This is a genomic window from Streptomyces sp. NPDC088116 (assembly GCF_044741745.1).
Taxonomy (GTDB): Bacteria; Actinomycetota; Actinomycetes; order Streptomycetales; family Streptomycetaceae; genus Streptomyces.
This window is the reverse complement of the sequence record NZ_JBIUTF010000007.1, coordinates 585,199-602,856: the sequence shown is the minus strand read 5'-3', so window position 1 is coordinate 602,856 and position 17,658 is coordinate 585,199. Positions and strand designations below refer to the sequence as shown.

Here is a 17,658-nt window from a genome sequence, read left to right as displayed (position 1 = left end):
GGGCGGACCGCGATCACTTCAAACTACCCGTACGGGTATCAGCTCACCGTTACGGACGTCAGGGGAGCATCCAGCCCAGCACCACCGTGCTCTGCCCCACCACGATCAGGCACATCACCAGCAACAGCCCCAGGCTCCACGGCAGTACCTTGCGCAGCAGGTCCCCCTCCTTGCCCGCCAGCCCGACCGCCGCGCACGCGATCGTCAGGTTCTGCGGCGAGATCATCTTGCCCAGCACTCCTCCGGAGCTGTTCGCCGCGGCCAGCAGTTCCGGCGAGAGGCCGGATTCGCCGGCGGCCGTCACCTGGAGCGCGCCGAAGAGGGCGTTGGCCGAGGTGTCCGAGCCCGAGACCGCGACGCCGAACCACCCGAGGATCGGCGAGAGGAAGGCGAGTCCCGCGCCCGCCGCCGCGACGAAGTGGCCGATGGTGGCCGCCTGTCCGGACAGGTTCATCACGTACGCGAGCGCCAGCACCGAGGTGACGGTGAGGATCGCGTACCGCAGTTCGTACACGGTCGCCGCCCACTCCCGGGCCGCGTCACCCGCGCGTACGCCGAGCACCGCGGCGGTGACCAGGCCCGCGAGCAGGACAAGGGTGCCGCCGGTCGCGACGAGTGGCAGGGAGAAGACGTTGGCGCCGACCGGATTGCCTTCCGCGTCGGCGGCGTTGAGGAACGGCCAGTCGAAGACGCGGGTCGCCTTCGCCAGCAGTTCCTTGACCGGCGGGATCTGGGCGAGCGAGAAGATGGCCACGATCAGGACGTACGGGGCGTAGGCGCGCAGCACTTCGGGCCGCGGGTCGTCCTGGTCCAGGTCCTCGCTCCGTACGCCGGTGAGCACCGCCGCGCGCACCGGCTCCTCGGCGGGCCTGCGGGCCGAGGGGACCGCGACGAGCGCGGCCGCTCCCGCCAGCGCGGCGCCGATGTCGGCGAGTTGGGCGGAGAGGTAGTTGGCGGCGGCGAACTGCGCGGCCGCGAAGGCGACTCCGCACGCGAGCGCGGGCACCCAGGTCTCGCGCAGCCCGCGCCGCCCGTCCACGAGCCCGACCAGGACCAGCGGTACGACGAGTGCGAGCAGCGGCGTCTGCCGGCCGACGACGGAGGCGACCGTGTCCAGCGGCAGCCCGGTCACCTGGGCGAGTGTCACGACCGGCGTACCCATCGCGCCGAAGGCCACCGGCGCGGTGTTGGCGACGAGGGATACGACGGCGGCCTTGACCGGGTCGAAGCCGAGCGCCACGAGCATCACGGAGCAGATCGCGACCGGCGCCCCGAAACCGGCGAGCGCCTCGAGCAGCGCGCCGAAGCAGAAGGCGATGACGAGCGCCTGGATACGGGGATCGTCGGAGAGGCGTCCGAAGGAGCGGCGCAGGATGTCGAAGTGGTGGGTACGGACCGTCATCCGGTACACCCAGAGGGCGTTGACGACGATCCACATGATGGGGAAGAGCCCGAAGAGCACGCCCTGCGCACCTGCCGAGAGGGTCTGTCCCAGAGGCATGCCGAAGGTGAGCCAGCCGACCAGCACCGCGACGGCGAGGCCGGTGAGCCCCGCGCGGTGGGCCTTCATCCGGACGGCACCGAGCAGGATCAGCACGGCGGCCAGCGGCAGCGTGGCGACGAGGGCGGAGAGAGCGAGCGAGTCGGCGACAGGTTCCAGTTGCTGTACGAACACGACAGACCTCCGGATTCCGCGATACGGAAACTGATCTCTCACGAGTGGAGGAATCGTCGTGTCCGCGCCAAGCAGAGGTCAATGCGTCACGCAGGATCCGTACCGGAAAACCTGGGGGAGACCATTCGCGGCGCGGAGGCCGGCCGGAAGGCGCGGCCGGTCGAGCGCCGGGTCAGTTGTCGGGGGAGCGCAGCACCCGCAGGTGTCCGCGGCGCCCGACCTCCACCGGATCCGCCCCTCGCGCGCCCTTGCCGCCGCCTTCGACCGCGCGCTCCTGGGGGCGGGCGGCTTCCCGTACGGCGTTGGCCAGGGCCTCCAGATCATCACCGCTCGGGCGTGCCGGGGCCGAACCGTCCGTCAGGCGGACGACCTCCCAGCCGCGTGGAGCGGTCAGCCGCTCACTGTGCGGGGCACACAGGTCGTAGCAGTGAGGCTCGGCGTAGGTGGCGAGCGGGCCGAGGACCGCGGTCGAGTCGGCATAGACGTACGTCAGTGTCGCGACAGCAGGGCGGCCGCACGCGGTGCGCGAACAGCGACGTACAGGGCTCACGATGTTGGACGGTACCGCACTCTTGAGCGGGCCGCGACGACTCACCACCAGCTCACTCCCCCGTGTCGCGGCGTGACGCCGGGCCCGGCATGGCTGGAAGCAACTGGCCTGACCTGCACGGCAGGAGAAGTGACGAGTCGGCGACAGTCCGTAACACAGTCACTACTTGGGGCATATCCCGTCAATGACGGCAAGACCAGTGATCGTGTGGACGTATGGAAACGAGCCCAAGCTTGGCCGGAATGCTCATTTTGCGACATGCCGTCGGCGTGGGCGGCGGCCACGATCAGTGCGTCCCGGAGAGGGCTACCCTGCGTCAGTGATGGACAGTCCTGTACCGCCCCGCCCGATCGAGCCCCGGCCGCGTCGCCGCGACCGCCACGGCCGCGGTATGCGCGGGCCCGTCGCCCCGCCGCAGGTTCCGCTCTCGACCAGCCGCTCGGACTCCTTCCGTGATCTTGTGCGGGACTCCGTGGACCGGCTGGAGCGACGCTGGCCACAACTCGCCGACGTCGATTTCCTGATCATGGATGTACCCAGTCCCGAGGAGGACACCGTGCCGCTCGGCAGCTCGGTCCCCGCGGGCAAGGAGCAGCCCGCGCGGATCGTCGTCTACCGGCGGCCCGTCGAGATCCGCACCAAGAACCGCGACGACCGCGCCCTGCTGGTGCACGAGGTCGTGGTCGAGCAGGTCGCGGAGCTGCTGGGGCTGTCGCCCGAGTCCGTCGATCCCCGGTACGGCCAGGACTGACGGCGAAGGTGTCACTGGTCCCGGTTACGGTGAAGGCCGGACCGGGCGGGCCCGGTCCGGCCTTCAGAGCGTTCTCCGGCCCTCAGGGCAATCGGAGCGCTCGGAGTTCAGCAGGGCAGCACGGATTCAGCCCCGGCCGTCCAGGATCGACAGATCCTCCTCGGCCTTCGGTACGGACACCATCCCCCGGTCGTCCGGCAGCGTCTGCACCGTGAACATCGGGATACCGTCCTCCGGGAGCGCGAGCGTGCGCGCCGCGTGGACCGGACCGCCCGATTCCGGCTCGATCGTCAGGGCGTACGAGCCCTTCAGCCCGGCCGGTACCGGTGGGGTGAAGGCCAGGGTCGTGCCGCCCTTGACCGTGTACGTCTTCTGAGCCGGCTCACCCCCGCCGCTCCCGGCCGAGGCCGTGACCTTGACCTTCGCGGTCGCGCCCGGCGCGGTCAGGGAGAGCGTCGAGCCCTTGGCCCGGTTGTCGGCCACACTCGCCCGCGCCGAGACCGGGGCGGTCGCCGGGATGAACGCGACCTCCTTCTCGGCGCCCTTGCCCCGCACCACGCGCAGCGCCGCGACGACCGGCGTCGCGCGCCCGCTCTGTGCCGGAGTGAGCACCAGCGAACCCGCCTCGCCCTTGGTGACGTCTTTCAGGTCGAGTGCCGCGGTCATCTTCGACTTGACGTGCAGCGTGTCCCCGCCTGCCGGGGCGATCGTGCTGTCGGGGCCCGCCAGTTGGACCTTCAGGTCGGCGTCGTCGGCGCCGGGCGCGAACGCCACCAGCCGTACGTCGGTCGCGTCCGCCGGGATTCCGGGCAGCACCAGACTGCCCGCGGGGTCGGCGGCGGCGGAGAGCCAGTCGCTGCCGGTCCCGTCGTCGGCGGCGCGCACCGCGGCGCCGACCCGGCCGGTACGGGTGCTGACATGGACGGTCACGTTCTCGGCGTTCTCGCTGGTCAAGGTGGAGAGAAGCACGGGGACGCTGGAGCGGGCGGGCACCGGAATGCCCTCCCCCGCCTCCGACTTGAGGGGGCCGTCCTTCCCGTACAGCTCGATGTCCGCGACGGCCGCGGTGTCGTCGGGGTTGGTGAGATGGACGTAGTCCTGCCGCGTCCTCTCGGTGCTCGTTCCCGGGAACCAGAAGCTGGTGTCGGGCGCCGTGCAGGTCATACCGAGCAGTCCGCGCGCACCGCCCACGCCGACGGTGGTGGTCTGCTGGGCGGTCCAGCCGGGGGCGAACCGGCCGGTGGCGGTGCCGACAAGGGCCGGGGACTCGGCGCCGCTCTCCTCGGCGGAGACGGGCTTGCCGGGCTCCTTCAGCGCGATGAACGGCTTGTCCGACGCGGTGTCCTTCTTCGCGTCGTCGTCCTTCTTCCCGTCCTTCTTCTTGTCGTCCGCGGGGTCGGTGTCGGCCAACGCCACGGTGGACGACTTCAGTTCGGCCGATCCCGCGTCTGCACCGGCCGTCCCCGCCGGCGTAAAGGAGGTGTACGTCGTCTCCGCGATGTCCGACACGCTCGGTGCCGGGCAGAGCAGGCTGCTGCGCTCCACGGGCAGCCGCGCCGCGGCCTGGGCCGTCGCGGGGCCCTCGTCGTCCGGCGCGCTCAGCGAGGCGAATCCGGTGACGGCGGCGAGGGCGGTGGCGGCCGCGATGAGGGAGAGGGTCGTACGGTTCACTGGTTGCTGCTCCCGTCGGGGCGCTGACGCGGTTCGTTGTCGGGATCATCGGCGTAGGGCCGCTGTCCGTAGCCGTACGGGTCGTACTGCGCGGGGTCGTAGGACCCCTCCTGCTGGTACGAGCCGTCCGGGTACCGGCCCTGCGGATACTGCCCCTGCTGGAACTGGCCCTCCGGGTACTGGCCTTGCTGGTACTGGCCGTTCGCCGGGTACTGCCCGTCCGGGAACTGCTGATACGGCTGCTGGGACCCGCCCTCGGCGTACTGGCCCTCGGGGTGGGAGCCTTCGGCGAACTGCTGTCCCTCGCCGTACTGCCCGCCCTGGTACTGCTCGTTGGCGTAGGGGGCCTGCGGATATCCCGCGCCCGCGTACGCCTGGCCGTCCCACTCCCCGTACGCGGGCTGCTGGGGCACCGACGCGTACGGCTGCTCCTGCTGCTCGCCGGGTGCGCCGGGTGCGCCGGGTGCGCCGGGTGCGCCGGGTGCGCCGGGTGCGCCGGGTGCGCCGGGTGCGCCGGGTGCGCCGGGTGCGCCGGGCTGATCCTGCTGGGCCTGTCCGCCGTACGGATCGGTCACCACAGGCGCCTGCGGGGCGGGCGGCTCGGGCACGGCGCCCGCCGCCGGCCCGGACTCCGGCACCCGCTCGGCACCGGGCTCCAGTCCCTGAGCCTCGTTCTCCGCCGCCGCCCGCAGCCTGCGCGCCCGGCGGCCCTCGCCCTCCAGCGCCTGCGCGGGGATCTCCACGTCCTCCTCGGGCAGGTCGTCGTCGATCTCCCGGCGGCGCCCCGGCAGGGCGAGCACCAGCAGTACGACGGCGAGTACGCCCTGCGCCCAGATCCACGCGGTGTGCGTGACCGGGTCCTCGTACGCGAGCTCCAGCCGGCCGCCCTCGGCGGGCAGTTCGAAGCCCTGGGCCCAGCCGTCGACGGTCTTCTTCGGCAGCACCTCCCCGTCCAGCGTGGCCTGCCAGCCCTCGGCGGTCCGGTCCGCGATCCGCAGCACCCGCCCGGCGGCGCCCGCCGGGATCGTCGTGTGCGCCTCGACCGGCGAGGAGGCGACGGCCAGCGGCTCGCCCTTCCCCTTCCCGTCGACGATGACGGCGCGCGAGATCTGCCGGTCCACGCGCCACAGCGCGCTGCCGTCCAGCTGACTCAGCCGGGTCAGCCCCGGGGTGGCGTCGAGGACGCGGCTCGTCTGCCGCGGCACTCCGTCCCGTACGAGCACATAGCGGATCGCGAACCCGCTGAGCTGGTCGGTCTGGTCCGCGCCGGATCCGGCCACCAGATTCGCGACGACCTTGTCGAGACGCTGGTCGCCGCCGCTCGCCGCGGCCAGTTCGGCGTCGCCGAGCCGGCCGCCCGAGCCGCGTACCAGGGAGTACGAGACCTCGGCGGCGGACGTGCCGCCGAGGACCAGCGTGCGCGGCTGGTCGCGGGTGATGCTCTCCTCCGCGACGAACGCCGGGACCTGTACCGGGTCCCGGCGCTCCAGCGGGCCGGCCGCTCCGCTGATCATCCAGCCGAGGGCGGCCAGCAGCGGGCCGAGGCCCGCCGCGGCGGCGATGAGGACGGCGACGGGCTGACGCCAGCCGAAGCTCTCGCCGGCGACGCGTGTCCGGGCGCCGTCGGCGCCGAGCACGGCGGCCGCGATCAGCGCGAGGCCGTAGACGAGGGTGGCGGGTCCGGCCCAGCCGGAGTTGTTGGACAGGACGGCGAAGACCAGCGCGACGAACGCGACGGTCCAGGCCGTACGGATCGAGAACTGCCGCTCGCCGCGCAGCAGCGCCGCCAGCGCGGCCAGCACGATGCCGAGCAGCAGGACGCCGCCGGCGGCCTTGGGCCCGCCGGGGCTGATGCCGAGCAGGTCGAGCGCGGAGGCGGATCCCGTACCGAACCGCAGGCCCGCCTCGTGGAAGAACGCGGCGGGATCGGTCAGCAGCGAGAGCGACCAGGGCGCCAGCAGGAGGACCGGCGTGCCGAGCGCGGCCAGGACGCGCGGTCCGTACCCGCCGAGGTCGCGGCGGCGCAGCACCAATGCGCCGAGGCCGAACAGCACGGCCATCGGCCACACGACGGGAGTGAAGGCCATCGCGAAGGTCAGCAGGAAGGTGTACGCCCAGGTGGCCCGCCAGCTGCCACGGGCCTCGGCGCTCGCGCCGCCGCGCATCCCGTACGCGGCGACGGCCGCGCGGGCGATCAGCGGCAGCAGGACGGCCAGGACGGCCGTACCGAGCCGTCCGGTGGCCAGCGCACCGGCCGCGGCGGGCAGGAAGGCGTACGCGACGCTCGCCCAGGCGCGCAGCAGCCGGGACTGGACCAGGGGCCGCGAGGCGAAGTAGGCGGTGACTCCGGCCAGCGGTACCGAGCAGACGAGCAGCAGGGTCAGCGCGAAGCCGGTGGAACCGAGGAACAGCGCGGAGAGCGCGGAGAGTACGGCGAGGTACGGGGGCGCGGTCTCGATGTTGCCCGTGCCGACGGGATGCCAGCCGTCGGCGTACCGGGACCAGAGGTCGGAGACGTCGGCGGGCGCGGGCAGCAGCGCCCCGCCCACGAGCGCGCCGCCGCCGAGCAGTCCTCGGCAGGCGATGAGCGAGACGACCAGCAGGATCGCGAAGAGTACGGGCCCCGGCTTGTGCATGAGCTTCTTCAGCCGGGCGAACTGTTCGATCTCCAGGAAGTCGGCGTCGTCCCCGCCGGGTCCCGATTCGACGGCGCCGTGACGCGAACCGCCCGAGTCGGAGTCCGAGTCGGAGCCGAGGCTCGCGGCGATCTGCTCGACCGTGACCCGGACCGTCGCGCCGGACGGCGGGAACAGGGGGCGCAGTTCGGCCGCCTCGACCACGCCCTTGCCGCGCTGTTTGCGGGCGGCGAGGATCCGGCCCGGCCGCAGCAGGGTGCCGAAGAGTCCCATGACTTCGTCGACGGCCTGGCCGGGCGCCTTGCCCACCAGATAGGCGAGCGTGCGCAGCAGGGTGCCGAGGACGAGACGGAGCAGTACGTAAGGGAGGACGGCGGCCCGTGCGTTGACGAGCATGGTGTAGACGGCGCCGGCCTTGTCGACGCGGTGCGGGTTGACGACGGAGCGGCCCGCGCAGTCGACCGTACGGCGCTCACGCGCGGCGGCCTCGGCGTGCCGCAGGACGGCGTCGGGGGCGACGAGCACCCGGTGGCCCGCGGCGTGCGCGCGCCAGCACAGGTCGACGTCGTCGCGCATCAGCGGCAGCCGGCGGTCGAACCCGCCCAGTTCTTCCCAGACATCGCGCCTGATGAGCATGCCGGCGCTGGAGACGGAGAGGACGGTACGGACCTGGTCGTGCTGGCCCTGGTCCTGTTCGCGCCGGTCGAGCCCGGTCCAGCGGCGCCCGCTGTTGGCGATGGAGACGCCGACTTCGAGCAGCTGCTTGCGGTCGTACCAGCCGCGCAGCTTGGGGCCGACGATGGCCGCGTACTCGTCCGAGTCCGCGACGCGCAGCAGTTCGGCGAGCGCGTCGGGGGCGGGCGCGCAGTCGTCGTGGAGGAGCCACAGCCACTGCACCGGTTCGCCGTGCGGCAGTTCCGGCATGTCGTACGTCTCGTCGCGCCAGGTCCGCGTCACCGGGTCCCAGCCGCTGGGCCGCTTCAGATACGGCAGATCGTCGGGGGTGAGCACCCCGGCGGTGCTGACCGCCTCGTCGACGGCCGTACCGAAGCCGGAACGGCGCGCGAGATGCAGGACACGTTCGTCGCCGAGTGCCTCGGTGAGCAGCCGGGCGGATTCGTCGGCGCTGCCGGTGTCGGCTGCCATGACGTTCTGTACGGGTCGTTCCTGGCCCAGCAGCCCGGCGAGGGCGTCGGGCAGCCAGCGCGCACCGTCGTGGGAGACGAGCACCGCGGTCACTACGTGGCGCGGGAACTCGGGGGCGGTGGCGGGAACGAACGCGGCGGTGGTGGGGGACATTGAGGTAACGGGCCCTCCGGCCGGGGGGTCGCCCCGAAGGGGCGTCGGAGCGTCTCGGACGGGGCCCCACACTAACGGCTGGCAGCAGGACGGTCCGCCGCCCGCGGGGAAGGCGCGGGCGGCGGACCGTTCATTAGGTACGAGGTTGTGACGAATAATCATCGGGCCCGGTGGCCCCGGCGGTCGGCGGCCGGACCGCTGTGGGGTCCTGGCGGACCGGCTGCCAGGCTTCCACCGGACTTCCGCCGGACCACTGCCCGACTTCCGCCGGTCTCCTGCCTGACTCCAGCCAGACAGCCGTCAGTTCCCTGTCAGATCGCGGCTTTCTTCAGCCGGCGTCGTTCACGTTCGGACAGTCCGCCCCAGATCCCGAATCTCTCGTCATTGGCAAGGGCATATTCAAGGCATTCGGAGCGGACCTCACAGGCGAGGCAGACCTTCTTGGCCTCACGGGTGGAACCACCCTTCTCGGGGAAGAAGGACTCGGGATCGGTCTGGGCGCACAAAGCGCGCTCCTGCCAGCCGAGTTCCTCGTCCGCGTCCTCGACCAGCAGTTGCTGGAACAGCTCGGTCATGTGCGCCCCTCGTCTGTCTTTGGCGTCCCCGTGATGGTGGCCGCTGCCGATTTCGGCCGAACGACACGAGTGAAATTACAAGTGTGTGCTCTGGGCCGGTCAAGCCGAGATCTGCTATTGGCCCCGGTATTCACTCTGCGGAACCAAGGGTATGCGGAAAGTGTTCAAATCACCAAAAACCTGACACATGCCACTGGCCTGCCCACATCCGCCCTCCTCTCGACAAGAGAGACGTCACGAGATCCGGTCCTGTTGCCCTTCCGGCCACGGAAGCGATCCGGATCACAGTCGGATCGCGAGGGTGCGCCGGCGCTCGCGAACGCGGCCGCTGCCCCCATGTCTCCGCGGCCGCGCTCGCGAACGCGGCCGCTGCCCCCATGTCTCCGCGGCCAGGGACGAGCAAACCTTTCTCCAGGGGAGATAACCGGATGAGGTGAAACATTACCGCCATTTCGGTCATCAAGTTGACAGCGGCGACCGAATTCGTCACCTTTGGTGGCATGCCAGCGAACCCCGCGCAGACCGCGACCCACGTCCGTGGATTCCGCAGTGCTGTCCAGGCCCGCTGTTGCTGTTCCAGCTGTTGACGCCTCCGGGCTCCAGCCGCTCCCCTCGACCGTCCCGGTGACTCCGAAGAGTCCGATGACGCCGATCGAGGCGATCACCCGCTGATCCCCGCCCTTCGCGCTCCTTGCGCCCCCCGTGCGCGCGCGGCCCGCCGCGTTCCCGCGCCTGGGGCACCACCTTCCGCGACACCCCGCACCTTCCTTATCTGCCGAGGAACCACCGCACCCATGAACAGCGACAACGACCTTCAGATCGCCGGCGACCTGCTCGAGGTCCAGCACCTTCTCCAGCCCGCCCGGGAGCACCCGGTCACCGTGGCCGAGTTCGCCGGGCTCGCCCGCTCCCTCGCCGCCGACCGCGCGCAGTGGGAGCCGCTCGTCCAGTACGACGCCACCAGCCGCTGGTACCACCGGCTGCGCACCGGCCCCGGCTACGAGGTGTGGCTGCTCTCCTGGGTGCCCGGCCAGGGCAGCGAACGGCACGACCACGGCCGCTCCTCGGGCGTACTGACCGTGCTCGAAGGGGAACTGACGGAGCGTTCGGAGAGCGGAAGCCGCGCCCTCGCCCCGGGCGCGCAGCGGGTCTTCGCGCCCGGTTATGTCCACGAGGTCGCCAACGACGCGATCGAACCGGCCGTGAGCCTGCACATCTACTACCCGGGCCTGACCGAGATGCCGATGCATTCGGCCCGCTGCGCCCCGACCTCCCAGGATGTCGTACCGGCCTGAAATGATGCGCCGTATGCGCATTGTGGTTCTGGCCGGCGGTATCGGCGGCGCCCGCTTCCTCCGTGGCCTCAAGCAGGCCGCGCCCGACGCGGACGTCACGGTCATCGGCAACACCGGTGACGACATCCATCTGTTCGGGCTGAAGGTCTGTCCCGACCTCGACACGGTGATGTACACCCTGGGCGGTGGCATCGATGAAGAGCGGGGCTGGGGGCGTACGGACGAGACGTTCCTGGTCAAGGAGGAACTCGCGGCATACGGAGTGGGGCCCGGGTGGTTCGGGCTCGGCGACCGCGACTTCGCCACCCATATCGTCCGTACGCAGATGCTCGGCGCGGGCTATCCGCTCAGCGCCGTCACGGAGGCGCTCTGCGCCCGCTGGAAACCGGGGGTCCGGCTGCTGCCGATGTCCGACGACCGCGTCGAGACCCATGTGGCGGTCGACGCGGACGGCGAGCGCAAGGCCGTGCACTTCCAGGAGTACTGGGTGAAGATGCGGGCGTCCGTGGACGCCCAGGCGATCGTCCCGGTCGGCGCCGAGCAGGCCAAGCCGGCGCCGGGGGTGCTGGAGGCGATCGCCGCCGCCGACGTCATTCTCTTCCCCCCGTCCAACCCCGTGGTCAGCATCGGCACGATCCTGGCCGTCCCCGGCATCCGGGAGGCCATCGCCGACGCGGGCGTGCCGGTCGTCGGCCTCTCCCCCATCGTCGGTGACGCGCCGGTGCGCGGCATGGCCGACAAGGTGCTCGCCGCGATCGGCGTCGAGTCGACGGCCGCGGCGGTCGCCCTGCACTACGGCTCCGGGCTGCTCGACGGCTGGCTCGTCGACACCGTGGACGAGGCGGCGGTGCCCGCCATCGAGGAGGCGGGCATCCGCAGCCGGGCGATCCCCCTGATGATGACGGACCTGGACGCCACCGCCACGATGGCCCGTGAGGCCCTGACACTGGCCGAGGAGGTACGGGCATGACGTCGTACCGCGTCCGCGCCCTGCCCGGACTGCCCGAGATCAGACCCGGTGACGATCTCGCGAAGCTGATCGCCGCCGCCGGGGCGGGGCTGGCCGACGGGGACATCCTGCTCGTCACCTCGAAGATCGTCTCCAAGGCCGAGGGCCGGATCGTCGAGGCCACCGACCGCGAGGCGGCGATCGACGCCGAGACGGTGCGGGTCGTCGCGCGGCGCGGTCCGCTCCGTATCGTCGAGAACCGGCAGGGGCTGGTGATGGCGGCTGCCGGGGTGGATGCCTCCAACACCGCGCCCGGCACGGTGCTGTTGCTGCCGGAGGACTCCGACGCCTCGGCGCGGGCGATCCGGACCGGGCTGCGGGACACGCTCGGGGTGAATGTGGGCGTGATCGTCACGGACACCTTCGGGCGGCCCTGGCGCAACGGCCTCATGGATGTCGCGATCGGGGCCGCGGGGGTGCGGGTCCTGGACGATCTGCGCGGCGGGACGGACGCCCACGGCAATCCGCTGAGCGCGACCGTCACCGCCACCGCCGATGAGCTGGCCTCCGCGGGAGACCTGGTGAAGGGCAAGACCGAGGGGCTGCCGGTGGCGGTGGTCAGCGGTCTGCCCCATCTCGTCGCCGACGCCGACGCCCCTGCCACGGACGGCACGGACGCTCGGGCCCTGGTGCGGATCGCCGAGGACGACATGTTCCGGCTCGGCACGTCCGAGGCGGTACGGGAGGCGGTCACCCAGCGGCGTACGGTCCGGGAGTTCACGGACGAGCCCGTCGACCCGGGCGCGGTCCGCCGCGCGGTCGCGGCGGCGATCACGGCCCCGGCGCCGCACCACACGACTCCGTGGCGCTTCGTCCTCCTGGAGTCGGCCGCGTCCCGGCTGCGGCTCCTCGACGCCATGCGCGACGCCTGGATCGCGGACCTGCGCCGCGACGGCAAGTCCGAGGAGTCCGTCGCCCGGCGCGTACGGCGCGGGGACATCCTGCGCAAGGCGCCGTACCTGGTCGTGCCGTGCCTGGTGACGGACGGCGCGCACACCTACGGAGACCCCCGGCGCGACGGCGCGGAGCGCGAGATGTTCGTGGTCGCCACGGGCGCGGGCGTCCAGAACTTCCTGGTCGCCCTGGCGGGCGAGCGGCTCGGCTCGGCGTGGGTCTCCTCGACGATGTTCTGCCGGGACGTCGTACGGGACGCCCTGGACCTGCCGGAGAACTGGGACCCGATGGGCGCGGTGGCGGTCGGCCACGCGGCGGCCCCGCCGAAGGACCGGCCGGGACGGGAGCCGGAGGCGTTCATCGAGGTGCGGTAACCGCTGCGGGCGGGGAGACCGTGAAGCGCCGCTGCCGGGGGTGCCGCTCAGCCTCGGCGGAAGTCAGCTCCATGGCGTCAAGGATGGTCATGGCCGGTTTCATGACCAGCAGCCTAGGGGCGTGTCCGGTGGGCCTACAGCGCGGCGATGTTCCGGATCGCCATCCGGGGTGCGCGGCGGGCCGGGGTGTGGCCGCTGAGCAGGATCAGCCGGGTGGCGCGGTGACGCTGGCCCTCGTACGGGGCGAGGAGCTCCAGCATCGCCGCGTCGTCCGCGTCCCGGTCGCCCGCGAGCGCGTGGCCGACGATGCCGGGGAGGTGCAGGTCGCCGACGGTGACGGCGTCGGGGGCGCCGTTCGAACGCTGGATGACCTCGGCGGAGGTCCAGGGCCCGATGCCCGGAATCAGCTCCAGCCGCGCGACGGCCTGTTCCGCCTCCATCGCGGCGGCCTCCTCCATCCGGCGGGCCACGCGGACGGTACGCAGGATCGTCGAGGAACGCTTGGCGTCCACGCCCGCCTTGTGCCACTCCCAGGAGGGGATGAGCGCCCAGGTCCGCGCGTCGGGCATCACATACATCCGCTCGCCGCTGCCCAGGGCGGGACCGGGGGCCGGTTCGCCGTACCCGCGTACCAGCAGGCGCCAGGCGCGGTACGCCTCGACGGTGGTGACCTTCTGCTCCAGGATCGACGGAATCAGCGACTCCAGCACCAGTCCGGTACGGCACAGCCGCAGACCGGGACGGCGGCGCTGGGCCATGACGAGCAGGCGGTGACGCGGGACGAAGGCGTCGGGATCGTCCGCCGCGCCGAGAAGCTCGGGCAGCCGCTCCAGCTGCCACCCGGCACCGGCTCCCCACGCCTCGGCCTCCACGACACCGCCGCGCGGGATGAGGCGCAGCGCGCAGGGCCCGTCCGGGGTCCGGCAGGTCCGCCGTACGGAACCGTCGGGGAGCGCCCGGAAGGTCGGATCGCCCGGACCCCGGCGGAGCGGACCGAGCACGAGACCGAGGTCGTACGGACCGGGAGGAGGCGTCCACCGCCGAGTGGCATCGGCGCACCCCGGCTCGGCGCGGAGCGCGCCGGGCGCGGTACGGGGACGAGGGGCGAAGCGGCCTGCCACGGGTGGGTCCTCGGGGTCGGGGTCACCCCCGAGCGTAGACGGCTCCCCGGGCACGAGTGGCGCCGGGAGCGCCGGTGGCGGCCCCTGCGGACCGACACCGGCGCGGTCACCCGCCGCCGTAAGGGATCACTTGCAGACGGCGGTGTCCACCAGGTCCAGGACATGCTGGTGTGCCTCGGTCATCCCGGCCTCGTCGGTGGCCACCGCGCCGGGCAGCGCGGTGACCGCCACGCTCACCGCGCGGCCGTCCTCGGTGACGCCGCCGCGAGTCTCGTAGTCGTTGATGTCACCACCGTGGCCCCACAGCTCGCCGCCACAGGACAGCGGGGTCTTGAACAGGCCGAGCCCGTAACTTGAGTCGGGCAGGGAGCTGTCGGTCCTGACGGTGGTCTTCATCTCCTTCTGCTCGGCCGGGCGCAGCACCTCGCCGCCGAGCAGGGCGGAGAAGAAGCTGTTGAGGTCACGCGGGGAGGAGACGAGCTGCCCGGCGGCCCAGCCCCAGGACGGGTCCAGCCTGGTGATGTCGCGTCGACCATGAGGCGAGCCCCCGCCCGGCACTATCGAGGTGCGGGCAAGGGGCCCGTGACGTGCGGATCTTGTTGCCGGGTCAGCCGGACCGTACGGCCGAGGCGAAGTCGCCCCACGCGGCGGGCGCGAGGCGCAGGACCGGGCCGTCGGGACGCTTGGAGGCAGCGTCACCCTCGCCCGCCGCCGCGCCGGACGGCTCGTCGGCGAGTGGGGGTATCCCGAACTCGCCTGGTCCGTATCCCTCGTGGTCAGCGAACTCGCAACGAACGCCCTGCTGCACGGCTGTCTGCGCGACCGCCTCTTCCGGGTACGGCTCGCGCTGCGTGCCGACGCGAGCCGTACCGAGGTGAGCGACCCGCGCGGCGAGCGGCCGCCGTCACCGCGTCTCGCCGAGGACGACGAGTGCTTCGGCCGGGAGCTGGTCATCGTCCAGCAGCTCGTGGACCGTTGGGGCGTCGAGCCGTGGGGTGCCGGCAAGACCGTGTTCGCCGAGATCGACCTGCGTACGGGCCCACTCGCGCGATGACAGGCAGGGGCTCCGGCCCCGCCGCACGGCTACTCGTCCGACGAGAACCTCACCGCCCCCGCCGGCAACTCCACATCGCACCACACCCGGACTCCCTCGCGCAGTTCGTTGTCCGCCCCCACGACCGCGCCGTCCCCCACCACCGCCCCCGTCAGAACCGTTCGCGCCCCCACCCGCGCCCCCGCGCCGATCAGCGAGTCCGTGATCACGGCGCCCTGTTCCACGACCGCGCCGTCCAGCACCGTGCTGCCGTCGATCCGCGCGCCCTCGCCCACCCGCGCGCCCTCACCCACCACCGTCCCGCCGGTCAGCTTCGCGTCGGCCGCGATTCTCGCCGTGGGCAGGACCAGCCGGTCGCCGCAGCGGCCCGGGACCGCCGGGGACGGGGCGCGGCCCAGGACGAGGTCCGCCGAGCCGCGTACGAAGGCCTGAGGCGTTCCCAGGTCCAGCCAGTACGTGGAGTCGACCATGCCGTGCAGATGCGCGCCGGCGGCCAGCAGGTCGGGGAAGGTCTCCCGTTCCACCGAGACCGGTCTGCCCCGCGGGATGGTGTCGATGACCGAGCGCCGGAACACGTACGCGCCCGCGTTGATCTGGTCGGTGACGATCTCCTCCGGCGTCTGCGGCTTCTCCAGGAACGCCGTCACCCTGCCGTCCTCGTCCGTCGGCACCAGACCGAAGGCCCTCGGGTCGTCGACCCGCGTCAGGTGGAGCGAGACGTCCGCCCCGGACGCGGTGTGGGTGCCGACGAGGGCCCGTATGTCGAGGCCCGTCAGGATGTCACCGTTGAAGATCAGTACCGGGTCGTCGGGCCCGGAACGCAGCCGGGAGGCGACGTTCCGGATGGCGCCGCCCGTACCGAGCGGCTCGTGCTCGGTCACGTACTCCAGGTGCAGTCCGAGGGACGAGCCGTCTCCGAAGTACGGTTCGAAGACCTCGGCGAGGTACGACGTGGCGAGCACTATGTGCTCGACGCCCGCCGCCCTCGCCCTGGCCAGCTGATGGGTGAGAAACGGGACACCGGCCGCGGGCACCATCGGCTTGGGGGTGTGCACCGTGAGCGGACGCAGCCGGGTGCCCTTGCCGCCGACCAGGAGGATCGCTTCTGTCACCGTGTCGTCTCTGCTTCCTGCTGGGGTCGGCACTTCATACATGCGTACATTCGTACATGCATAGGTCGACCAGTGTGTGCAGCTTGTCCGGCGCGCCCCGCGTCCTCCCACCCGCGTCCCGCGTCGTACGCCCCGCGCCCCGCCTCGTACGCCCCGCGCCCGCGCCCCGCGTCAACGCCCCTGGTACCGGGCCGACGAGGTCCGCGTCGTGCCGAGCTTCCTGTAGAGACGGGTTCCTGGGCAGTCGGTGACGAATCCGTCCCGGTGCCCGGAGATGGCGTTGAGCCTGACCCGCGCCCCCTTCTTGTACTTGTTGCTCCCGCCGGACGTCAGCCTGACCTTCCCGCGCGGGTTGATGCCGTGAAGCCCGAGCTTCCACGCGGTGAGTCTGGCGATGGCCGTCGTGGCGGCGGCCCGCGGGTTCGTGCCGCTGTACGTCCCGAGGACGGCGATGCCCATGCTGTTCTTGTTGAAACCGAGCGTGTGGGCGCCCTGAACGGGCCTCGCCACGCCACCCGCACGCCCTTCGTAGATGTTTCCGCACTTGTCGATGGCGAAGTTGTAGCCGAGGTCCCGCCAGCCGCTGCTCTTCACGTGGTACCGGTAGATACCGCGCAGGACGGAGGGCGCCTGCCGGCACGAGTAGTTGTTGCCCGTTCCGCTGTGGTGGACGAAGGCCGCCTTGACGGTCTTCGTGTAGCCGAACTGCTTCTCGCGGAGCCGCTCGTCCGCTCCCCAGCCCTTGCGCGTGATGATGCGCGGGCGCGGTCCGATGTACGGCCTGCGGGCGGCGGACTGCTCGGATTCGGCCGCCTCGGCCAGGTCGGCCTCGGTCTCCGCCCTGGACTGGGCCGTGATCTCGCTGGCGCCGAGCTCCGCGAACTCCGCGTTGACGGCCGAGCTGGCCGCGTCCTCGGCGGTCATGGCGGCAGCCGGCACGCGCTCGCCCGCGTGCGGGCCGCCGACGGCGGGGCTCCCCGCGGTCGTGCCCGTGGGGAGCGGCGGCTCCTTCCCCGGGTCGACCAGTTCCAGGCGCAGCCCCTGGGGCAGCAGCGAGCGGGACGGTCCGGACTCGTCCGGCCCCTCCGTGGCCCGTACGCGGATCTCCACGCCGTCCGAGCCGCCGACCCAGAGCGGGTCGGTGGCGCCGCGTACGGTCCCCGAGTCGCGCTCCTTCGTACCGAGGTCGGCGCCGTGTTCCTGACGGTGCGTCTCCAGCCGCTGCCAGTCGGACCAGTCGTGTGTCCCCAGCTCGCGGGTACGGACCCGGACGGAGCCGTGGAGTTCGGCGTCGGCGTCGTCCCAGACGACGCCGAGCAGGGAGAACGGGCTGACGGCACGTCGGGCCAGCCCTCGATCCGGGGCGGCGCCGGGCGAGCGGCGCGAGGCCAGGCCGGACAGCGGGAGCGACTGGGTGGAGCCCGGCACGGCCGTGGTCTGCGAGGCCGTGGATCGCCAGGTCCCGGCCTGCGGGGCGGCGACCGCGCCCGACGGCAGCGACAGCGGGAGGACCAGGGCGGCGGTACACGCGACGCCGATCGAGGTTGCTAGGTAGGCACGCATGGTCCGAGCCTGGGGGCACCACTCCCGCGCCGCCCGCCGGAAAACTGACGGTCCGTCGGTCCGACCGGTGTACGCCGTC

13 protein-coding genes and 1 pseudogene are annotated in these 17,658 nt (G+C 72.3%); 5 read left to right on the top strand and 9 right to left on the bottom strand.

All coding sequences use genetic code 11. The annotated features are described in order from the left end of the window. Positions 1 to 58: 58 nt before the first annotated feature. Together ACIOJD_RS28815 and ACIOJD_RS28810 are read right to left on the bottom strand one after the other, a co-directional pair. Positions 59 to 1,675, bottom strand: a complete 1,617-nt coding sequence (locus tag ACIOJD_RS28815; protein ID WP_401918792.1) for an L-lactate permease — start codon at positions 1,673 to 1,675, stop codon at positions 59 to 61. Between the two features lie 172 nt (positions 1,676 to 1,847). Next, on the bottom strand, positions 1,848 to 2,273 hold the full coding sequence (locus tag ACIOJD_RS28810) for a DUF3499 domain-containing protein (RefSeq protein ID WP_401918790.1): 426 nt from the start codon (positions 2,271 to 2,273) through the stop codon (positions 1,848 to 1,850). A 274-nt stretch (positions 2,274 to 2,547) separates the two neighbouring features. On the opposite strand from ACIOJD_RS28810, the gene ACIOJD_RS28805 reads away from it, so the two are divergent. Next, a complete protein-coding gene (locus ACIOJD_RS28805) occupies positions 2,548 to 2,976 on the top strand; it encodes a metallopeptidase family protein (protein ID WP_401918896.1) in 429 nt (142 codons plus the stop codon). A gap of 126 nt (positions 2,977 to 3,102) precedes the next feature. Here the strand turns inward: ACIOJD_RS28805 and ACIOJD_RS28800 are convergent, their stop codons facing one another. The 3 genes from ACIOJD_RS28800 to ACIOJD_RS28790 form a co-directional block, all read right to left on the bottom strand. Further along, on the bottom strand, positions 3,103 to 4,647 hold the full coding sequence (locus ACIOJD_RS28800) for a DUF5719 family protein (RefSeq protein ID WP_401918788.1): 1,545 nt from the start codon (positions 4,645 to 4,647) through the stop codon (positions 3,103 to 3,105). Next, positions 4,644 to 8,582: a glycosyltransferase gene (locus ACIOJD_RS28795; protein WP_401918786.1), complete on the bottom strand. Its 3,939-nt coding sequence runs from the start codon at positions 8,580 to 8,582 to the stop codon at positions 4,644 to 4,646. The genes ACIOJD_RS28800 and ACIOJD_RS28795 overlap by 4 nt, the downstream gene beginning before the upstream one ends. Before the next feature lie 311 nt (positions 8,583 to 8,893). Further along, positions 8,894 to 9,157, bottom strand: coding sequence for a WhiB family transcriptional regulator (locus ACIOJD_RS28790; RefSeq protein ID WP_014046372.1), 264 nt, complete (start codon positions 9,155 to 9,157; stop codon positions 8,894 to 8,896). A gap of 794 nt (positions 9,158 to 9,951) precedes the next feature. Between ACIOJD_RS28790 and ACIOJD_RS28785 the strand changes: the two genes are divergently transcribed. From ACIOJD_RS28785 to ACIOJD_RS28775, 3 genes are read left to right on the top strand one after another with little or no spacing between them, the layout of a single operon-like run. Then, on the top strand, positions 9,952 to 10,452 hold the full coding sequence (locus ACIOJD_RS28785; protein ID WP_401918784.1) for a cysteine dioxygenase: 501 nt from the start codon (positions 9,952 to 9,954) through the stop codon (positions 10,450 to 10,452). A 13-nt stretch (positions 10,453 to 10,465) separates the two neighbouring features. Further along, entirely contained in the window at positions 10,466 to 11,422 is a 957-nt protein-coding gene (gene cofD, locus ACIOJD_RS28780) for a 2-phospho-L-lactate transferase (RefSeq protein ID WP_401918782.1), read from the top strand. Continuing rightward, positions 11,419 to 12,729, top strand: a complete 1,311-nt coding sequence (locus tag ACIOJD_RS28775) for a coenzyme F420-0:L-glutamate ligase (RefSeq protein WP_401918780.1) — start codon at positions 11,419 to 11,421, stop codon at positions 12,727 to 12,729. The genes cofD and ACIOJD_RS28775 overlap by 4 nt, the downstream gene beginning before the upstream one ends. A 134-nt stretch (positions 12,730 to 12,863) precedes the next feature. On the opposite strand, the gene ACIOJD_RS28770 is transcribed toward ACIOJD_RS28775, so the two are convergent. Beyond that, the gene (locus ACIOJD_RS28770; protein ID WP_401918778.1) at positions 12,864 to 13,850 is read right to left on the bottom strand and encodes a DNA-3-methyladenine glycosylase family protein; all 987 of its coding nucleotides are present in this window, start codon (positions 13,848 to 13,850) and stop codon (positions 12,864 to 12,866) included. A 126-nt stretch (positions 13,851 to 13,976) separates the two neighbouring features. Further along, complete coding sequence (locus ACIOJD_RS28765; protein ID WP_401918776.1) at positions 13,977 to 14,549, bottom strand: serine hydrolase; 573 nt, start codon at positions 14,547 to 14,549, stop codon at positions 13,977 to 13,979. A gap of 7 nt (positions 14,550 to 14,556) precedes the next feature. Between ACIOJD_RS28765 and ACIOJD_RS28760 the strand changes: the two are divergent. Beyond that, a pseudogene (locus tag ACIOJD_RS28760) lies at positions 14,557 to 14,904 on the top strand (ATP-binding protein); the annotation flags it as partial. Positions 14,905 to 14,933: 29 nt separating this feature from the next. On the opposite strand, the gene ACIOJD_RS28755 reads toward ACIOJD_RS28760, so the two are convergent. Together ACIOJD_RS28755 and ACIOJD_RS28750 are read right to left on the bottom strand one after the other, a co-directional pair. Then, positions 14,934 to 16,058, bottom strand: coding sequence for a sugar phosphate nucleotidyltransferase (locus tag ACIOJD_RS28755; protein ID WP_401918774.1), 1,125 nt, complete (start codon positions 16,056 to 16,058; stop codon positions 14,934 to 14,936). A 129-nt stretch (positions 16,059 to 16,187) separates the two neighbouring features. Continuing rightward, positions 16,188 to 17,579, bottom strand: coding sequence for a peptidoglycan recognition protein (locus ACIOJD_RS28750; RefSeq protein ID WP_401918773.1), 1,392 nt, complete (start codon positions 17,577 to 17,579; stop codon positions 16,188 to 16,190). Positions 17,580 to 17,658 lie beyond the last annotated feature (79 nt).

Bases quoted from the DNA above. Each gene is read 5' to 3' on its own strand.
- ACIOJD_RS28755 (WP_401918774.1), bottom strand. From the start codon at position 16,058: ATGTATGAAGTGCCGACCCCAGCAGGAAGCAGAGACGACACGGTGACA.
- ACIOJD_RS28785 (WP_401918784.1), top strand. From the start codon at position 9,952: ATGAACAGCGACAACGACCTTCAGATCGCCGGCGACCTGCTCGAGGTC.
- ACIOJD_RS28750 (WP_401918773.1), bottom strand. From the start codon at position 17,579: ATGCGTGCCTACCTAGCAACCTCGATCGGCGTCGCGTGTACCGCCGCC.
- cofD (WP_401918782.1), top strand. From the start codon at position 10,466: ATGCGCATTGTGGTTCTGGCCGGCGGTATCGGCGGCGCCCGCTTCCTC.
- ACIOJD_RS28790 (WP_014046372.1), bottom strand. From the start codon at position 9,157: ATGACCGAGCTGTTCCAGCAACTGCTGGTCGAGGACGCGGACGAGGAA.
- ACIOJD_RS28775 (WP_401918780.1), top strand. From the start codon at position 11,419: ATGACGTCGTACCGCGTCCGCGCCCTGCCCGGACTGCCCGAGATCAGA.
- ACIOJD_RS28805 (WP_401918896.1), top strand. From the start codon at position 2,548: ATGGACAGTCCTGTACCGCCCCGCCCGATCGAGCCCCGGCCGCGTCGC.
- ACIOJD_RS28795 (WP_401918786.1), bottom strand. From the start codon at position 8,582: ATGTCCCCCACCACCGCCGCGTTCGTTCCCGCCACCGCCCCCGAGTTC.